This is a genomic window from Allobosea sp. BH3 (genome assembly GCF_025499465.1).
Taxonomy (GTDB): domain Bacteria; phylum Pseudomonadota; class Alphaproteobacteria; order Rhizobiales; family Beijerinckiaceae; genus Allobosea.
Genome location: NZ_JAIMCA010000004.1, coordinates 776,378 through 795,262 on the forward strand (window position 1 = coordinate 776,378; position 18,885 = coordinate 795,262).

15 protein-coding genes are annotated in these 18,885 nt (G+C 66.5%); 7 read left to right on the forward strand and 8 right to left on the reverse strand.

The genetic code is table 11. The annotated features are described in order from the left end of the window. Nucleotides 1-131 precede the first annotated feature (131 nt). The gene (locus tag BoBH3_RS16510; protein WP_262331901.1) at nt 132-3,770 is read left to right on the forward strand and encodes a PAS-domain containing protein; all 3,639 of its coding nucleotides are present in this window, start codon (nt 132-134) and stop codon (nt 3,768-3,770) included. Nucleotides 3,771-3,909: 139 nt separating this feature from the next. Here the strand turns inward: BoBH3_RS16510 and BoBH3_RS16515 are convergent, their stop codons facing one another. The 6 genes from BoBH3_RS16515 to BoBH3_RS16540 all read right to left on the reverse strand — a co-directional run bounded on the left by BoBH3_RS16515 (nt 3,910) and on the right by BoBH3_RS16540 (nt 9,928). Then, on the reverse strand, nt 3,910-4,662 hold the full coding sequence (locus tag BoBH3_RS16515) for an SDR family NAD(P)-dependent oxidoreductase (protein WP_262331902.1): 753 nt from the start codon (nt 4,660-4,662) through the stop codon (nt 3,910-3,912). A 141-nt stretch (nt 4,663-4,803) separates the two neighbouring features. Next, the gene (locus BoBH3_RS16520; protein WP_262331903.1) at nt 4,804-5,751 is read right to left on the reverse strand and encodes a DMT family transporter; all 948 of its coding nucleotides are present in this window, start codon (nt 5,749-5,751) and stop codon (nt 4,804-4,806) included. A gap of 9 nt (nt 5,752-5,760) precedes the next feature. After that, nucleotides 5,761-6,486, reverse strand: coding sequence for an alanyl-tRNA editing protein (locus BoBH3_RS16525; RefSeq protein WP_262331904.1), 726 nt, complete (start codon nt 6,484-6,486; stop codon nt 5,761-5,763). A gap of 98 nt (nt 6,487-6,584) precedes the next feature. After that, the gene (locus BoBH3_RS16530; protein WP_262331905.1) at nt 6,585-7,415 is read right to left on the reverse strand and encodes an AraC family transcriptional regulator; all 831 of its coding nucleotides are present in this window, start codon (nt 7,413-7,415) and stop codon (nt 6,585-6,587) included. 14 nt (nt 7,416-7,429) lie between these two features. Beyond that, nucleotides 7,430-9,100 (reverse strand): acyl-CoA dehydrogenase family protein, encoded by a 1,671-nt coding sequence (locus BoBH3_RS16535; RefSeq protein ID WP_262331906.1) that lies wholly within the window; start codon nt 9,098-9,100, stop codon nt 7,430-7,432. A gap of 138 nt (nt 9,101-9,238) precedes the next feature. Beyond that, entirely contained in the window at nt 9,239-9,928 is a 690-nt protein-coding gene (locus BoBH3_RS16540; RefSeq protein WP_262331907.1) for a GntR family transcriptional regulator, read from the reverse strand. A gap of 158 nt (nt 9,929-10,086) precedes the next feature. Here BoBH3_RS16540 and BoBH3_RS16545 point away from each other — a divergent pair, with 158 nt between their 5' ends. The 6 genes from BoBH3_RS16545 to BoBH3_RS16570 all read left to right on the forward strand — a co-directional run bounded on the left by BoBH3_RS16545 (nt 10,087) and on the right by BoBH3_RS16570 (nt 14,935). Continuing rightward, entirely contained in the window at nt 10,087-11,073 is a 987-nt protein-coding gene (locus BoBH3_RS16545) for a TRAP transporter substrate-binding protein (protein ID WP_262331908.1), read from the forward strand. 70 nt (nt 11,074-11,143) lie between these two features. Beyond that, nucleotides 11,144-11,677 carry a TRAP transporter small permease gene (locus BoBH3_RS16550; RefSeq protein WP_262331909.1) on the forward strand — a complete coding sequence of 178 codons (534 nt, stop codon included), beginning with the start codon at nt 11,144-11,146 and terminating at the stop codon, nt 11,675-11,677. A gap of 3 nt (nt 11,678-11,680) precedes the next feature. Further along, complete coding sequence (locus BoBH3_RS16555) at nt 11,681-12,961, forward strand: TRAP transporter large permease (RefSeq protein ID WP_262331910.1); 1,281 nt, start codon at nt 11,681-11,683, stop codon at nt 12,959-12,961. 10 nt (nt 12,962-12,971) lie between these two features. After that, nucleotides 12,972-13,808 (forward strand): 5-dehydro-4-deoxy-D-glucuronate isomerase, encoded by an 837-nt coding sequence (gene kduI / locus BoBH3_RS16560; RefSeq protein WP_262331911.1) that lies wholly within the window; start codon nt 12,972-12,974, stop codon nt 13,806-13,808. Next, nucleotides 13,808-14,578, forward strand: a complete 771-nt coding sequence (kduD, locus tag BoBH3_RS16565; RefSeq protein WP_262331912.1) for a 2-dehydro-3-deoxy-D-gluconate 5-dehydrogenase KduD — start codon at nt 13,808-13,810, stop codon at nt 14,576-14,578. Before kduI ends, kduD begins: the two co-directional genes overlap by 1 nt. Nucleotides 14,579-14,590: 12 nt before the next feature. Continuing rightward, on the forward strand, nt 14,591-14,935 hold the full coding sequence (locus BoBH3_RS16570) for a cupin domain-containing protein (RefSeq protein WP_262331913.1): 345 nt from the start codon (nt 14,591-14,593) through the stop codon (nt 14,933-14,935). 32 nt (nt 14,936-14,967) lie between these two features. On the opposite strand, the gene BoBH3_RS16575 is transcribed toward BoBH3_RS16570, so the two are convergent. Beyond that, complete coding sequence (locus BoBH3_RS16575) at nt 14,968-17,673, reverse strand: bifunctional diguanylate cyclase/phosphodiesterase (RefSeq protein ID WP_262331914.1); 2,706 nt, start codon at nt 17,671-17,673, stop codon at nt 14,968-14,970. 28 nt (nt 17,674-17,701) lie between these two features. Next, nucleotides 17,702-18,721 (reverse strand): TRAP transporter substrate-binding protein, encoded by a 1,020-nt coding sequence (locus tag BoBH3_RS16580; RefSeq protein WP_262331915.1) that lies wholly within the window; start codon nt 18,719-18,721, stop codon nt 17,702-17,704. Nucleotides 18,722-18,885 lie beyond the last annotated feature (164 nt).

Consider the following 18,885-nt stretch of genomic DNA (forward strand, 5'->3'; position numbering starts at 1 on the left):
AAGGGCCGGCTTCGACCAGGACCGTGAATGACATCTGGTCGCCGGGAGGCGTCGACGAACGTAGGCTATGGGCGGCAGAGGTTGATGTCAGGCCGATGAAATCGGAGCACGGGGTCCTTCGTCAGACTCGGTTGAATCTGCACGAGATTGCACTCGAGGCCATCGCTCATGGCCTGTGCCTCTTCGACACCGATCTTCGCATCACCCTCTTCAACCGCCAGATGATCGACATTCTGGGTCTGCCGCCGGATGCCGTCCGGGTCGGGCTGTCGCTCCAGAGCCTGCTGGGTCGGTGGAACGGCCTGGCGAATCTTTCGGAACAGTCCGGCGAGCACGCCCGGCTGCGCCATTCCCGTCAGTTTGCGAGCGGCACGGCATTCCGCGAATCCTGGCCACTGAACGATGGCCGGGTGGTCAGGGTCCGTTACGAGCCGATCGCAGACGGCGGCTGGGCCGCAACCTTCGAAGACATCACCGAGCAGAATCGACTGGATGTCGAGCTCAAGGCGCAGATCGCCCGTTTCGGCACCGCTCTCGAGAGCATGTCGCATGGCTTCGCGATGTACAGCGCCGATGAGCGGCTAATGGTCTGCAACAACCAGTATCTGACCTATCTCGGCCTCGACTCCGCATCGGTCCCCCCCGGCACGCCCCTGCGCGACGTGGTCGGGCATTACTACAAGACCTATCTCCACCCGACTTTCACGGTCGAACAGCTCTATGAGTCCGTCCACGCCCTGTTCGTCAGCGGCAGCGACTATGTCAGGCGGCTGGGCGACGGGCGCTACCTCTACACCCGCAACCGGCCGATGCCGGGCGGCGGATGGGTCGTGGCGTGCGAGGACGTCACCGAGCGCGAGCAGGTGGCGGAGGATCTGCGCCGGCAGCATCGCCTCTTCGACGCCGCCCTCAACGGCATGTCCCAGGGCTTCTGCATGATCGATGCGGATGACCGTGTGATCGTCTGCAACGAGCTCTACGCCACCATATTCGGCGCCGACTCGACCGTGGTGAAGCCTGGTGTGACGCTGCGCGAGGTCTTCGAGCACGGCATCGCCGTCGGGAACTATCCCGGGCTTACGGTGGAAGACCTGCTGCGCCGGCGCCGGGCCAAGCAGGCGGGCGGCGTTCCCGTCACCTACGACTACGTGCTGGGCGACGGCCGGACGGTCCGCGCACTGCTCTCCCCCATGCCCGATGGCAGCTCGGTCGGAACGTTCGAGGACGTCACAGGGCTGCGCCAGATCGAGGCGGCACGCCGCACGGCGGCAGCGGAGCTGCACCGCCAGAATCTTCTTCTCGACGCGACGCTGGACAACATGGCTCATGGCCTGTGCGTGTTCGACGACGATTTCCGACTCGTATTGTGCAACCGCCAATACATGGAGCTTTATCGCCTCGACCCCGAGACCGCGCAGCCCGGCACGTCGCTGCTCGACATGGTCCGAGTCAGCGTGGAGCGGGGTCTGCATCTGCCAGGACTGGATGCGGAGACGATCGTCGCCGATTTCCAGGCCCGCCTCATCGACAAGCGCGAGCCCGGCATGCAGCGGCGCTTCGCCGACGGCCGGATGATCGCCATTCGCAGCCGCCCGATGGCGCATGGCGGATGGGTCGTCACCTACGAGGACATCACTGAGCAGATGCGGGCCGCGGAGGAGCTGCGCGAACAGCATCGCCGCTTCGATGCCGCGCTGAACTACATGCCCCACGGTCTCGTCATGCTGGACCGGAACCTGAGGCTGGTGGTCTGCAACCGTCGCTATCTCGAAATGTACGGCCTGTCGGCGGAAGTGGTGAAGCCCGGCACGACAGTTCGGGAAATCGTTGAGCACGGCGTCGAGTGCGGGAACCATCATGCCGAGTCCGTCGACGAGCGTCTTGCACGCCTGAACGAGGAACTGGCGCCGGGGCAGCGCGTCTCGTATCGCCGCCTGGTGCGCGACCGCGTCTTCAAGGCGACCTACGAGCCAATGGAGCATGGCGGCTGGGTCGCCATCCACGAGGAGATCACGGAGCAGGAGCGCGCGGGCGAGGCCCAGCGCGAGCAACACCGACTCTTCGACGCCGCTCTCAATAACATGGCCCACGGCCTGGCCATGTTCGACGAGAAGCTCCGCCTGCTCGTCTGCAACAGCCGCTATCTCAACCTCTACGGCATGTCGCCGGACGTCGTGAAGCCGGGCGCCTCCATCCGCGAAATCGTCGAGCACAGTATCGCGATCGGCAATCTCCCCGGCGGAGACCCGGATGCGATCGTTGCGGAATACATCCGCAAGCTGGAGGCCGGGGACTACACCTCATACCGGCAGATCAGCGACGGCCGCATCATCGAGGTCATCTACGAGGTCATGCCCCATGGGGGCTGGGTCGTGATGCACGAGGACGTCACGCTGCGCCGCCATGCCGAACAGCGCATCGAACACATGGCGCACCACGACATCCTGACCGACTTGCCGAACCGGGCGCTGTTCCGCGAGAGGATGGCCGACGGGCTGACCCGCGCGCTGCGCAGCGGCAAGCCCATGGCGGTGATCTGCCTTGATCTCGACCGCTTCAAGCTCGTCAACGATACGCTTGGACACCCGCTGGGTGACAAACTGCTGCGGGCGGTGGCCAGCCGTCTCGGCAAGGCGATCCGACCGGCGGACACCATCGCGAGGCTCGGCGGTGACGAGTTCGCGATCCTGATGCATGCAACGAGCGTCGGCGCAGTCGCGACGCTGGCCGAACGGCTGGTGCGCATCATGTCCTCGCCCTTCACGATCGACGGCCACAAGATCAGCACGGGCCTGAGCATCGGCATCGCCATGGCACCGTCCGACGGCACGACCGCCGACCATCTGATGAAATGTGCCGATCTCGCGCTCTATCGCGCCAAGGCGGAGGGACGGAACGCCTACCGCTTCTTCGAGTCGGACATGAGCGCGCAAGTCGAGGCGCGCCGCGCCCTCGAGGTCGACCTGCGCCAGGCCCTCGCGAACGACGAGTTCCACCTGGTCTTCCAGCCGCTGGTGCGCGCCGAGAACCGGGCGCTGACGGGCTTCGAGGCCCTCCTGCGCTGGTCGCACCCGCTGCGCGGCTCGGTCTCGCCCGCGCAGTTCATTCCGATCGCCGAGGAAACCGGCCTCATCCTGCCGATCGGCGAGTGGGTGCTGCGCGAGGCCTGCCGGGAAGCCGCCCGCTGGCCGGAACCGATCCGGGTATCGGTCAATCTGTCGCCCATCCAGTTTCGCGGTCACAGCCTCGTCGCGATGGTGAGGCGCGTGCTTGCGGAAGCCGGACTGGCGCCGAGCCGGCTCGAGCTCGAGATCACAGAGGCGATCTTGCTGCGTAACGACGAGGCGACCATCGCGGAGCTGCACGAACTGCGCGCCCTCGGCATCCGCATCGTCATGGACGATTTCGGCATCGGCTATTCCTCGCTCAGCTATCTCCGCTCCTTCCCCTTCGACAAGATCAAGATCGACCGCTCCTTCATCGCCGATCTCGACGGCAACAAGGACAATGTCGCGATCATCCGCGCAGTCGCCGATCTCGGCGCCAGCCTCGCCATCGACACCACCGCCGAAGGCGTCGAAACCCTGCAGCAGTTCGAGACCATCAGAGCCTGCGGCTGCACGGAGGTGCAGGGCTACCTGATCAGCCGGCCCTGTCGGGCGACGGAGATCGTGTCCTTCATCAACGACCATGTCGCCAAAGGCGGCGTCCGGGACCGGGTCGACGACACGCCCGAAACCCCGTTGGCACGAGTGATCGGGGGCTTCTGACCGTGCGACGGGCCAACCCGCCAAGTCTGGCGCAGGTCAGCTTCATCCCGCTGGCGCGGCCCTAAACACTGCTCGCGGCGGCTCCGGCGGCACAGATGTAGCGGCCGGAAGGCAGGCCGACCTGTCGAACCCGCTCCCGTCAGGTCAGCGTCTGGCCGCCATCGACCACGATCGTCTGGCCGGTGACCCAGCTCGCCATGTCGCCGGCCAGGAAGAGAGCGACCTTGGCGATCTCCTCTGGGGCCCCCAGCCGTCCCCACGGAATGCTGTCGAAGACGCGCTTGTAGAGCTCGGGATCAGACGTCTTGCGGTTCTCCCAGGAGCCGCCCGGAAACTCGATCGATCCGGGCGCGATCGCATTGACCCGGATGCGCTTCGGCGCCAGCGCCCGCCCCTGCCCTGCCGTGTAGTTGATGACGGCTGCCTTGATCGCCGCATAGGGCAGTGAGCGGGGCGAAGCCATCATGCCGGAGATCGACGAGATGTTGACGATGGCGCCGCCCCCCACCTTCTCCAGATAGGGGATGGCGGTCTGCGTCGCACGCACCGTCGCCATCAGATCGACATCGACGCTGGCGAGCCAACCGCTCTCGTCATCCTTCGATCCGAAGCCCGAGGCGTTGTTGACGAGGACGTCGATGCCACCCAGAGCCCCAGCCGCCTTCTCGACGAAACCGACGACCTCAGCCCCCTTCGAGAGATCGGCCGGCAGCGCGAAGACCTTGCCACCGAAAGCCTTCAGCTCCGCCTCGGTCGCCGCCAGCCCCTCAGGATTGCGGGCGCAGATCGCCACATCGGCACCGTCCGCCGCGAAAGCCAGAGCGATCGAGCGCCCGATACCCCGGCTGCCGCCCGCAACGAGGACCTTCTTGTTCCTGAAGGAAGTCTGCATCGTCTCGTATCCCGTCTCGCTTCGCGTTCCTTCCCTTAGAGCATTTTCGCGCGAACTGGACACCCGGTTCGCGTGAAGAAAATGCAATGGAACAGACAGATAGCGCATCCGCCGCTCGGAACGCCGGGCCGTCTGATCAGATCACGCGCTCCTGTTCGACGCGTCGGCTTCGGAGCGAACGGGCGCGGAAGCGCGGCCGCTGAGGGCCGCGAGTCCGAAACCTCCGAGGATCAGCGCGGCGCCGACGAGGTGGAACAGGCGTACGGGCTCGCCCAGCAGTACGAAGGCGAGCACCGCCGTGAACAGGGCGACGAGGTGGAAGGAGGCCCCGGTTACGCTGGGGCCGAGCGATGCCACGCAACGGTTCCAGATGATGAAGGCGATGAGTGAGGCGAAGATGCCGATATAGAGCACGGCCGCGAGCGGGCCGGGCGCGGTCGGAATCGTGGCGCCCGCCGCCAGCTCCCAGATCCAGAACGGCAACAGCACCAGGAGCCCCGCCGCCATCGTCGCCGCCAGGAAAAGCAACGGATCGAGATCGGCCGGGCGGCGACGCAACAACACCGAATAGAGCGCATAGTTGGCGACCGCGATCAGCACCAGTGGCTCGCCGCCCTGGAAGCTGAGCTGCGACAGCGTCGAGAGATCGCCGCGCGCGACGATCCAGGCCACGCCCACGAAGGAGATGGCGATGCCCGCGAGCGTGCGGCCGGAGACCTTCTCGACGCCCAGCACGAAGGCCGCGAGCGGCACCATCAACGGCAGGGTCGAGTTCAGGAAGGCGACGCTGGCCGCCGGCGCGCTCTGCAGGGCGAGATAGCCGAGCGCGTTGTAGCCGGCGATGCCGAAGGCGCCGCAGGCCAGCACGATCCCGCGGGCGCGCAGCAGCGCCGGCCACTGCGTCCGCAGCGCGCCGAGCACGAAGGGCAGGAGACAGACGAGCGCGACGATCCAGCGGCCGACAGCGAGCGAAACCGGCGGAAAGGAGCCGGCGAGCGCCCGACCGAGCACGAGATTGCCGGCCCAGAACAGCGGCGGCAGCGGCAGGAGCAGCAGCGGCCGATCCCACAGGAAACGCAGGAACCTCATCGCCCGGCCTCAAAGGTCGCCGGCGAGGCCGATGCGCAGGCGGCGGTTGTGCCGACCCTTGTTGTCGATCTTCAGGACGCGGATCGGCGGCGAGCCCCCGGTCGAGGCGAGATGCGTGCCGCCGCAAGCCTGCCTGTCGAGGCCGACGATCTCGACGATTCGCACCTGTCCATCATCGGTCGGCGGTGGGGCGACAGAGCGCGAGCGGATCAGGCCGGGCTCCGCGAAGGCATCGGCTTCGGGGACATGGTGCTGGCGAACCGCGAGGTCCTGCCTGATCAGCGCGTTGACCTCGTCCTCGATGGCGCGCAGGCGGTCGTTATCAGCGCTGGCGAGGTCGAAATCGATGCGCGCCGTGCCGTCCCCGTTCATCTGCACGCCGGTTACGAGCGCCCCGTCGAAACCCTGAAAAACAACGGCGTTGACGATGTGCAGATCGGTATGGAGCGCGCGCATCACCCGGCGGAAGCCTGCATCGACCCGCGCCTCAACGGTATCCGAGGTCAGTTCGACAGGCTCCTCCAGCAGGTGCCAGAGCTGGCCGCCCTCATTCTCGAAGCCTGTCACGGCCGCTTCGCCGCCAGCCCAGGCGAGAGCGCCGCGATCTGGCAATTGCCCGCCGCCACCGGGATAGAAGGGGCTCTCCGCAAGCACGACGCGGCCCGGCCTCGCAGCGACGATATGCGTCTCCAGCGTCAGCACGTCTGGATTGTCGAGGCAGAAATAGCTCGCCATGCGTCTTGGGTTCCTTCGCAACGCCGACAAGGCGTTGGCTGCGAAGGAAGGGTGGAGAACGGCGCCGACCAGCTATAGGCGGAAATTGCGCAAGCCTCTCAGCCAGCGGCGGCGCGCACCCATTGCAGCGGCGTGATTCCATAAGCGCGCTTGAAATGCCGCGTCAGCGCGCTCTGGTCGTAGAAGCCGGCATCGACCGCAGCCGCGGCGATCGTTGCCCCGCGCTCGAGCGCCCTGATCGCCGCCTTCAGGCGCAGCTGGGTGAGGTAGGCATGCGGGGTCAACCCCGTCGCGCGCTTGAACAGCGCGATGAGCTGGAAGGGCGAGAGCCCGACAGCGGTCCCGAGCTCCTCCAGCATCAGCTCGTCGGCATAGCGCGCCCGCATGATGTCCCGCACACGGGCGACCTTGCCGGCATCGCACATCGGCAGCGACAACCCCGGCTGGTCGGAGGCATGCCGCCGGATCAGCGTGCCGAAGCTGCGTAGCAGGAGTTCGCGCTCCTCGAACGGGTCATTTCCTTCATCGAGGGTCCGGTGCAGCCCGAGAAAGGCGGCGATCAGATCGGCATCGTGGAAGGTGTTGCGGCAGAAATAGGCTGTGGCGTCGAGGCCTAGCTCGGCCTTGAGCAGCTCGATCGCGGGAGCGGTCAGATAGAACCCGCGATAGCGCCAGCGCCGGCTCCAGCCCATGCGCCCGGAATGCGGCTCGTCGGGATTGAAGACGAGCAGCGTCGAGGTCGTCGCCTCGTCGCTCAGACCACGGCTCTTGAACTCGGCACCGCCGGCCTCGGTCACAGCGACGACGAAGGCCTCGTGGCTGTGCGGCGCATAATCATGGCTGGTGAAATCGGCGACAAGGCAGCTCAGCCCCGGAACGCGGGGATCGCGCCAGTAGCGGGACGAGTTGCGCGGATCGATACGTGCCAAGATGCAAACCAGCGTCAGGACAGCCGTGATCGTGCGACGATCGCATTCAGATCGCAACCGCGCGGCAGGCTCCCGAACGCGCGGTTCGGCAGGCCCTCGAGCCGCGAGCCGATGAAGGCGTCCGCCGCAGCAGCGCTCGAATGCCGCAGGAGCAGCGCCGCCTCCATCACCGTCGCGATCTGCGCGGCGATCTGGCGGGCGCGGTGTTCCTGCTCCCGCGTATCGGACAGCTCGGTCTCGAGCGCGTCGATGGCGAGGTCGAGCCGCCTGTCCGCGCCGCGCGCGAGCGCAAGCTCCGCGATAAGCGCCGCGACGCTGTCGGGCTCGCGCTGCAGCGCGCGCAGCACGTCGAGGCAGATGACATTGCCCGTGCCCTCCCAGATGCCGTTGAGCGGCGCCTCGCGATAGAGCCGCGGCATCGGCTGCTCCTCGACGAAGCCGTTGCCGCCATGGCATTCGACGCATTCCGCCACGAAGGCCGGCACGCGCTTGCAGTTCCAGTATTTCGCGACCGGGGTGAGCAGGCGTTCCAGCAGCCGCGCCTCCTCTGACCCCGCCTCCGCCTCGTCCACGGCGCGTGCGAGGCGAAAGCCGAGCAGCGTCGCGGCCTCCGATTCCAGGCAGAGATCGGCGAGCACGTTGCGCATCAGCGGCTGCTCGGCGATCACCCGCTGGAAGGCGCGGCGATGATGCGTGTGGTGTAGCGTCAGGCTCAGCGCCCAGCGCATCAGCCCGGCCGAGCCGACGGCGAAGTCGAGCCGGGTCAGATGCGCCGTCTCGATGGCGACGCGCACGCCGCGCCCCTCCTCCCCGAGCAGCACCGCATAGGTGTCGTCATACTCGATCTCTGAAGAAGCGTTGGAGCGGTTTCCGCACTTGTCCTTCAACCGCTGGATGAAGAAGCGGTTGCGCGTGCCGTCCGGCAGCGAGCGCGGCACGAAGAAGCAGCTCGGCCCCTTTTCGGTCTGGGCGAGCGTCAGGAAGGCATCACTCATCGGGGCCGAGCAGAACCATTTATGGCCGGTCAGCCGATATTCGCCGCCCGGCCCGCCGCCATTCACCGGCACCGCCCGCGTCGCATTGGCACGCAGATCCGAGCCGCCCTGCTTCTCGGTCAGCGCCATGCCCATGGTCACCGCGGCCTTTTCCGCCACCGGCACGGGGCGCGGATCATAGGCTTCCGCCAGCAGGCTCGCCTCCCACTCCGCCCGGATGGCGGGCACGAGGCGAAGTGCGGGAAGTGAGGAATAGGCCATGCCGGTCGGGCAGCCGACGCCGTTCTCGATCTGGTTCCAGACATAAGACAACGCGGCGCGGGCCGCATGCGCTCCCGACCGGTTGGCGCTCCAGGCCAGCGAATGCACGCCGGAGCCGAAGGCGAGCTCCATCAGCGCGTGATAGCTCGGATGAAACTCGACGACGTCGATGCGATGGCCGAAGCGGTCGTGGCTCTTCAGCGTCGGCCCGTGCCGATTGGCGAGATGCGCATGCTCCTGCCAAGCCGGATCGCCGGCCGCGCGGCCGAGCTTCCCGGCGCGCTCCGCCACCCAGCCAGCCCCCTCGCGCTCGACGGCCGCCCGCAGGATCGCATCCTGCGTAAAGACATCGATGCCGGTCAGCGCGCCGGACTGGTTGGTCACTTCATGCGTGGTCGCCGGATAGATCCGGGCATCCATCGCGAACATGCTGTCCCTCCCCGGCCAAGCGTCGCAGCGCCGACGGTAACCCGTCAGGCCGTAAAGCTATAGGCGAGAATTGCGCACGAAGCCCCGGATCGGCATCACGCGGACGAGGCGCTTTTCGGCATCTTCCGCGAGCGCAGACTACTCGAACAGATCGGGAAAACTCGCCTCCGTCTTCGGCAGGGCGCGGAGGATCTCGGTGAGGTGATGGCGCATGGCGACCTCAGCCCGGGCGCGATCGCTCGCGTCGATCGCGTCCATGATGCTCCGGTGCTGCTCCACCAGCGGCAGCATGGCGTCGGCACCCGGCAGGGTCAGCTGGCAGACCCGGTCCATATGCGCCTTGATGTCCCGGATCGCTTCCCAGGCCAACGGCATGCCGACGCCTTCCGTCAGCTCGATGTGGAAGAGCTCGTCATAGTGCTGGAAGGTGGAGTGGTCGCCCCTGGCCGCAGCCTTCTCCTGCATGTCGAGCAGGTCCGCGATCCGCATCCGGCTCTGGGCTGAAAAGGCCTGGCAGGCCTGACGGACGATCGCGACCTCCACCGCTTCGCGCACGAAGCGCGCCTCCATCATCTTCCGGACCGAGAACTTGACCACGACCGTGCCGCGCTGCGGCTGCACGTCGACGAGCCGCGTCTTGGCGAGCGCGATCAGCGCCTCCCGGACCGGCTGCCGCGACACCCCGTATTTCAGCGCGATCTCCTGCTCCGAGAGGCGCGTACCGGGCGGCATTTCCAGCGCGATGATCGCCCGACGCAACTCGGCCTCGACACGCCCAGCGGCCGAGGTGCCCGGGAAGGACGGGGGAGATACCAACGAAAGGCTCAAGTCGAAAACCTCCACGCCTGTTGCGTGCCATACGATTACATACTACCATACAATCACTGCAGCAACCAAGCATGGCTGCCCGCAGCAAGCTTACGATCGAAGCGCCCCCCAACAAGCCGGGAAACGGCAAGGGCCTCGAATCCAAGGGAGAACGCACAATGACCTCACGCCGCAGTTTCCTCGCCTGCACCGTCGCGCTCGCCTTCTCGGCAGCCGCGGCGACCTCCGCCCTGGCTCAGAGCGTCACGCTGCGCTCGGCCGACATCCATCCGACCGACTATCCCACCGTCGAAGCCGTTCGCCACATGGGCAAGCTGCTCGAGGAGCGCACCCAGGGCCGCGTCAAGATCAACGTCTTCCACTCAGCCCAGCTCGGGCAGGAGAAGGATACGATCGACCAGACGCGCTTCGGCGTCATCGACATGAACCGCATCAACATGGCGCCGTTCAACAACCTGATCCCGGCGACCAACGTCCCGTCCCTGCCCTTCATCTTCCGCTCGGTCGCCCACATGCGGAAGGTCATGGACGGGCCGATCGGCGACAACCTGCTGAAGGATTTCGAGAAGCACGACCTGATCGGGCTCGCCTTCTACGATTCCGGCTCGCGCTCGTTCTATAATTCCAAGCGCCCGATCAACAGCCCCGCCGACATGAAGGGCATGAAGATTCGCGTCCAGCAGTCCGACATGTTCGTCGCCCTGGTCTCGGCGCTCGGCGCCAATGCCACGCCGATGCCGTTCGGAGAGGTCTATTCGGCGCTCCAGACCGGCGTCATCGACGGCGCCGAGAACAACTGGCCGTCCTATGAATCGACCCGCCACTTCGAAGTCGCGAAGTTCTATTCGGTCACGGAGCACTCGCTCTCGCCGGAGGCACTGGTGATGTCGAAGAAGAGCTTCGAGAAGTTCAACGCAGCGGACCAGGCGCTGATCAAGGCCGCGGCCAAGGAATCGGTCCTCAAGATGCGCGAGCTCTGGGATGCGCGCGAGAAGGCTTCCGAGGCCAAGGTCAAGGCCGGTGGCGCCCAGATCAACACCGTCGACAAGAAGCCCTTCATCGACGCGATGAAGCCGGTCTACGACAAGTTCGTCACCGACCAGAAGCTCAAGGACATGGTCGCCGCCATTCAGGCAGTGAACTGAGTCTCGATCAGGCAGGGCGGTCTGGAACGGCCGCCCTGCTCTCGACCCCTTGCCAGCTCGGGCAGATTTCATGCGCGCTTTCACAGCCCTTCTGACACGCCTCGATGCCAAGCTCAGCCTGTTCGCGCTGATCACCGCAGGAACCGGCCTCGTCCTGATGACCGTGATGGTCGCCTGGGGCGTCTTCGGCCGCTACGTCCTGAACGACACGCCGATCTGGGTCGAAGCCGGGTCGCTGTTCCTGATGTCCTGGTTCATCCTGCTCGGCGCGGCCGTCGGCGTGCGCGAGAGTGACCATCTCGGCTTCGAGGTGGGGCTGGTGATGTCACCGCCGCCGCTGCGCGCCGCACTGATCGTACTGGGCGAAGGGCTCGTCTGCGCCTTCGGCCTCGCCATGCTGGTCTATGGCTGGCAGCTCGCCGCCGGAACCTGGAGCGACAGGATGCCGATCATCGGCATTCCACGCGGCTGGGACTATGTGCCGATCGCCGCAGGCGGCGCGCTGATCGCCCTGTTCGCGCTCGAGAAGATCCTGCTGTTCGTCACGGGCGAAAAGCAGGCCCCGCTCGGCTTCGTCCATTTCGGCGAAAGCCAGGAGGCCTGAACCATGGAACTCTGGATTCTCTTCGGCGTCTTCTCCGTTCTGCTGCTGATCGGTGTGCCGGTCGCCTTCTGCCTCGGCCTCGCTTCCGTGGCGACGGTCGTCTACATGGGCCTGCCGCCGATCGTGGTCTTCCAGCAGATGAACTCCGGCATGAACGCCTTCGCCATGATGGCGATCCCGTTCTTCATCTATGCCGGCGACCTGATGATCCGCGGCGGCATCGCCGAACGGCTGATCCAGATGGCGGCGAGCCTCGTCGGTCATCTGCGCGGCGGCCTCGGACAGGTCAACGTCGTCACCTGCACGCTCTTCGGCGGCATCTCCGGCTCTGCCGTGGCGGACGCATCGGCTGTCGGCGGGCTGATGATCCCGCAGATGAAGAAGCGCGGCTACGACGCCGACTACGCCGTCAATGTCACGGCGAATGCGGCGATCATCGCGCTGCTGATCCCGCCTTCGCACAACATGATCATCTATTCGCTCTCGGCGGGCGGTAATCTCTCGATCGCGGACCTGTTCACGGCCGGCATCGTGCCGGGCCTCATGCTCTGCGCCGCGCTGATGGTCGCCGCCTGGGCGGTCGCGGTGAAGCGCGGCTATCCGCGCGATGCCTTTCCCGGGTTCGCCGCGGTCGGGCGCTATGTCGTCCTGGCGCTGCCCGGCATCCTGCTGATCGGCATCATCTTCGGCGGCGTCCGCTCCGGCGTCTTCACCGCGACGGAATCATCCTGCGTCGCCGTCGTCTACGCCATCCTCGTCACCATCTTCGTCTATCGCCAGCTCACCTGGACAGCTTTCCTTGAGGCGACGCTCGGCGCCGTACGGACGACGGCGATGGTATTGCTGGTGATCGGCACGGCCGGAGCCTTCGGCTGGCTGATGGCCTTCCTGGAGGTGCCGCAGGCGACCATCGCCGCGATGAAGGCGGTCTCGGACAATCCCATCGTCATCCTGCTGATGATCAACCTGATCCTGCTGGTGCTCGGCACTTTCATGGACATGGCGCCGATGATCATCATCTGCACGCCGATCTTCCTGCCGGTGGTGAAGGCGTTCGGCGTCGATCCCATCCATTTCGGCGTGATCCTGATCCTGAACGCCGGCATCGGCCTCAATACCCCCCCGGTCGGCTCGGTGCAGTTCGTCGCCTGCGCCATCGGCCGCATCTCCATCGGCGAGTCGATGCGGACGATCTGGCCCTTCTACGGCGCCAGCGTCGCCGTGCTCCTGCTCGTCACCTATGTGCCCGGCCTGTCGCTCTGGCTGCCGCGGCTGTTCCACTGAAGGACCGATCATGACCATCGAGATTCGCCAGGTTTCGCACCCCGAGGCGGTGAAGGGCTTCGACACGGCCGAACTGCGCCGCCACTTTCTGATCGAGGAACTCTTCGTCCCCGGCGAGGTGACGCTGACCTACAGCCATCTCGACCGCGTCATCGTCGGCGGCGCCATGCCCACGGCCAAGCCCATCACGCTGCCGACGCCGAAGGCGGTCGGCACCGACGCCTTCCTGAGGCGCCGCGAGCTCGGCATCGTCAATGTCGGCGGGCCGGGCAAGGTCAGCGTCGGCGGCAAGGACTACCCGCTCGCCAAGCGCGACGCGCTCTATGTCGGCAAGGAGGCCGGCGAGGTCGTCTTCGCGAGCGACGACGCTGCGAACCCGGCGAAGTTCTACCTGCTCTCGACCCCGGCCCATGCCGTGCATCCGACCAAGGTCATCCGAGAGGCTGATGCCAAGACGCTGGCGCTCGGCGAGCAGGCGACAGCCAACAAGCGGGTCATCCGCCAGTACATCATCCCCGGCGTCTGCGACACCTGCCAGCTCGTCATGGGCGTGACCACGCTGGATGAAGGCAGCATCTGGAACACCATGCCCGCGCATGTCCATGACCGGCGCTGCGAGATCTATCTCTATTTCGACGTCCCTGCCGACGCGCGCGTCTTCCACCTGATGGGCGAGCCGCAGGAGACCCGCCATCTCGTCGTCGCCAACGAGCAGGCGATCCTCTCGCCCGGCTGGTCGATCCATTCCGGCGTCGGCACCAAGGCCTATTCCTTCATCTGGGGCATGGGCGGCGACAACGTCGACTACACCGACATGGACATGGTCGCGACCGGCGAGCTGCGCTGATGGCAGGCTCTTTCGACCTCGCCGGCCGCACGGCGATCGTCACCGGCGCCAATACCGGCCTCGGCCAGGCGATCACGGTCGCGCTGGCCCAGGCGGGAGCGGGCGTCGTAGCGGTCGGCCGCTCTAGCATGGCCGAGACGAAGGCGCTCGTCGCGGAGACGGGCAGCCCCTTCCATGAAATCAACGCCGATCTCGCCACGCTGGAGCCGATCGAGCGGATCGTCGAGGCAGCGGATGCTGCAGCGAAAGCGGACGGCTCGCGCCTCGACATCCTGGTCAACAATGCCGGCATCATCCGCCGCGCCGATGCCATCGACTTCACCGAGGCCGATTGGGACGCGGTGATGGATGTGAACCTGAAATCGACCTTCTTCCTCACCCAGGCGGTCGTGAAGCGTATGCTCGCCGACGGCAAGGGCGGCAAGGTCATCAACATCGCCTCGCTGCTCTCCTTCCAGGGCGGCATCCGCATCCCCTCCTACACCGCCTCGAAGAGCGGGCTTGCTGGGTTGACGAGGCTTCTTGCCTGCGAGTGGGCGGGCAAGGGCATCAACGTCAACGCCATCGCGCCGGGCTATTTCGAGACGAACAACACCGAAGCCCTGCGCGCCGACCCGGAACGAAACGCGGCGATCCTCGCCCGCATTCCCGCCGGCCATTGGGGCGATCCGAAGGAGATAGGCGGAGCGGCCGTGTTCCTCGCCTCCGACGCCGCGGCCTATATCCACGGCATCGTGCTGCCGGTGGACGGCGGCTGGCTCGCGCGCTGAAGGAGACACGATATGGACCGAATGAACGAGCCCTTCGCCCATGACGCCGATCTCCCATGGGAGCCGGCAGGCCAAGGGGTGCTGCGCAAGATCCTGACCTATCGCGACGATGTGATGATGGTACGGGTGGGCTTCCAGGCCGGCGCAATCGGCCCGGCGCACAGCCATCCGCACATCCAGTGCTCCCTCGTCGAGAGCGGCGTCTTCGACATTACCATTTCAGGGCGGACCGAGCGCCTCGTCGCAGGCGACAGCTTCACGGTTCCGCCGGACGCTGTGCACGGCGCCGTCGCGATCGAAGCCGGCATCCTCGTCGATGTGTTCACGCCCATGCGCCGCGACTTCCTGCCGGCGTGAGCCGGAACCGGGATTGATCAACAGGCTGGGCCTCATGAATGCCGGACGGGAGCCCGTCCGGTCTTGCGCATCAGCTTCTTGAGTTCGTCGCTGAAAAAGGTGGTGTGGACCGCCTGGATGATCGGCTGCGGCCTGCCAAGCAGATAGCCCTGAGCCTCCGTACAGCCTGCCCGCTGGACGGCGCGCAACTGGTCGAGCGTTTCGATCCCCTCCGCCGTGGTCGTCATGCCGAGCTCCGTCGCGAGCGCGGCGACGGCGACGACAATGGCGGCGCTGTCGGGCCTGCTCGTCATGTCGCGCACGAACGAGCGGTCGATCTTGACCTTGTCGAGCGGGAAGAGCCGCAGATGGCTCAGGCTGGAATAGCCTGTGCCGAAATCGTCGAGCACGATGCGGACGCCGAGGTCCTTGAGGGCTCTGAGCACCGCGAGATTGCGGTTGTCGTCAGCGAACAGCGCGGTCTCGGTGATCTCCAGCTCGAGCCGGCCGGGGTCGAGGCCCGTCTCGCCCAGGATATCGCGGACCATTCCGATCGCATCGCCGAAAGCGAGCTGCACCGGCGACAGATTGACAGCGATCCGCGGGGAGCCCGGAAGCTGGGCGGCATCCATGCAGGCCTGACGCAGCGCGAAAGCGCCGATTTCGACGATGAGCCGGGTCTCCTCGGCAAGCGGTATGAACTCCGCCGGCTCGATCATGCCGCGTTCGGGATGATGCCAGCGCAGCAGCGCTTCAAAGCCGCAGAGCTGCTGGGAGCCCAACTGGTAGACCGGCTGGTAGGCCAGCTCGAATTGCTGTTCGGCCAGGCCACGGCGCAGATCCGCCTCCATCGCGATGCGGCCGCGAAGCTCCTGGTCCATCTCGGCCGTGAAGACGCAGAACGTGCCCCGCCCCTGCGCCTTGGACTGGTAGAGCGCGAGATCCGCCTGCTTCAGCAGGATGTCGGCGTCCGAGCCGGGTCCCTGCGCCACGGCGATGCCGACGCTGGCCGAGATGGCGATGGTCCGCCCTTGGATGACATAGGGCTGGCTCAGCGCATCGATGATGCGGGCGCTCAGCGCCTCGGCCTGTTGCGGCTGCCCGGGCTCCAGACTGAGAACCGCAAACTCGTCGCCGCCCAGGCGCGCGACGCAGCTGGCATCGGGCACGCAGGCCGCCAGGCGCTCGGCGACCGATTGCAGCAGCAGGTCGCCGACCGGATGGCCGAGCGTGTCGTTGACGTCCTTGAATCGATCCAGGTCGAGGAACAGCAGGGCCACCGGGCCGCGCCGGCTCTGCAGACGCTTCACGATCTGCTGTCGGAAGGCGAAGCGATTCTGCAGCCCGGTCAGGTCGTCGTGATGGGCCAGGAAGCGAATCCGGCTTTCCTGCTCGACAAGGGTCTCGTTCTGCCGCCGCGCTTCCTCAGCCGCCTCGTTCGCCCGCGCATTGGCGGCAGCCAGTTCGGCATATGCGGCCTTGAGCGCCGTGATGTCGGTACGGATGCCGACGGTGCCGCCATCCGCCGTCCGCCGCTCGGTGATGAGGAGCCAGCGCCCGTCGGGAAGCAGGCGCTCGCGGGCGCCGGCCCCGCTTCGATGCCAGAGCACGATCTCCTGGACGAATGCCTCCAGATCGCCGCTCGCCTGCGGATACTGTCCGAGTTCGGCCCCGCCGCGGATGATGTCTTCGAAGCTGGCCCCGACGGTCATGAAGGGAGCGCTCAGCGCATAAAGATCCTTGTAGCGCTGGTTGCAGGTCATCAGCCGATCGTCCTTGTCCCACATCACGAAGCCGTCGGCCATGGCTTCGATGGCATTGCCCAGGACGCGGGCGGCCCGCGCCCGTTCGGCATCCGCCCGCTCGCGCTGGCCGATGGCGTGAATGAGCGCCGCGGCGAAGGCAGAGATCAGGAGCGCGGCGAGCAGCGCGGCCAGAACGGTGCCGTCACGATCCTTGCGCCATTCCGCGAGCAGGCTCTTGGCGCTCGCAGAGAGAACCACCTGGATGTCGCCGTAGAGCGTAGCGCGAGCCACGGCCAGGCTGCCGCCATTCGCAGCGTCCTGGTCGGTGAGGAAAGCCTTGCCGTCGACAGTGGGCGCACGCGCAGAGGCTTCGCGCTGCTTTCCGATCAGGAGCTCGTCATGCGGCAGCGCGGCGATCAGCTGGCCGTTGGCCCGTTCCAGGAATATCTGTGCGCCCGGGCTGACGCTGGTCTCCGCCAGCCGCCCCATCAGCATGTGCAGCGGCACCTCGGCGACGGGGGCGACGCCTTTCCACGCCGGGACGGAACGGGTGACGTAGAGCGACCAGTCCCCCGTGACAGCGTTCCGCAACGGACCGACGAGGCTCGTCGGCGCCTGCCGGGCCAGCACGACCCCTGACGGCAGGACACGGCTCGCGCCTCGCGGGCGGGCGGATGCGATGATGCTCCCGTTCGGGGCAACGAGCAGCAGATCCCGAAACGCCATCGTCTGGAAATTGAGTCCACGAAGGAGCCGGCTCGCCGCCTCCGGTTGGTCGGGCGAGATATTCGCCGCCCCGAACAGCGACGTCAGGCTCGCGAGCGCGCCGTCCACCTGGAGCAGCTGGCGGTTGAAGACATTCTCGACGGCCACGGCCGAGAGCTCGAGAGACTGCTCCGCATTCTGCCACGCGGCCTGCTTGCTCCGCATCACCAGATGGACCGTGCCGGCGGCTATCGCGGCCAGGATGACGACCGTCCCCGCGCCGACCATGAGTTTGAGGCGGTGGATCATGGCTCCCCGCCGCAGCACACGAGGCCCGTCATGGCGTCTTCGGATCCACAGCGTGAAGAGGCCTGAGGTAGGTGTTCCAGGAGCGCAGGCAATCCTGGCCGCAGCGTTCGAGCCAGCGCGGCAGGACCACCTCCGCGATGAGGCGGCGACGGCGCGCCTCATCCGCCGGCGAAGTCGGCACGACGACCATGGGTCGCTCGGGCTTGCCGGGGCAGGTTGCCAAACCGGCATTGCAGGCAAGGCCGCGCTGCGTATCCGCCTCGGCCTGCGACCAGATCCGCTCTTCGAGCTGGCCCACGCCCAGCCGGATCACGTCGCGAGCCTCGGCCGGCAGCCCGTTCCAGTAAGTCGAATTGGCCCCGAAGACCGACACGCCCCAGCTCAACGCCATGGAATGGACATGGGAGGTGACACCCGGCAGGCCGATCTCGTAGCCGCTGAGCGTGCCGGTGACCGCACAATCGACGACATGGGCACGCAGATTGGCGATGATCTCGGCAAAAGGCAGCATCACTGGGACGGCTCCGATCCCCGCGATCAGCTCCGATTGCCCAACCGAGGATGTGCGGATCTTGCGGCCCGCCAGAGCGTCCAGCCCGGAGAAGGGCTCGGCGCAGAACAGCACCTGGGCTGGATAGGCATAGATTCCGAGGAGTTCGATCTCGTAGCGCTCCTGCAGCACATTGCGCAGATGCTCCCGAAACGCCCCCACTGTTCGGCGCAGCGTCGCCACATCGGGATTCAGCGCCGGCAGGTCGACTGCGTTGAGTTCCGGATCGTCCCCCGCAACCACCCCGAGCAGCGCAGTACCGATCGACACGACGCCCAGCCGCAGGAGCTGCAGCATTTCCTGGTTGCGCAGCCCGCCAGCATCGAGCGGCCGAATGGTGGCGCTGACCTGCCCCCTGGAAAGGGTCTCGATTTCGGACCGCCAGAAGGGTTGTTCGATCTTGGTGTATTGAGTGACGCCCGCCAGCCCGCCGATAACCTGTAGCTTGATCGGCGCCCCTTCGCGCGGTTGGGCAAGGCCTGCGCGGCCCATCGGCATGAGCAAGGCCGCGAGCACGATCCCAACGCACATTCCCTTGAGGAAATGGCTTCCGCCGGCTCCCTGTCGAGCCCGATGGCTCATGCCTCGCCCCTTATGCCATGCGCGGGCAATAGTCGGCTTCACGGGTTAACGGAGTTGAACTTAAAAATACCGCCTTGCGT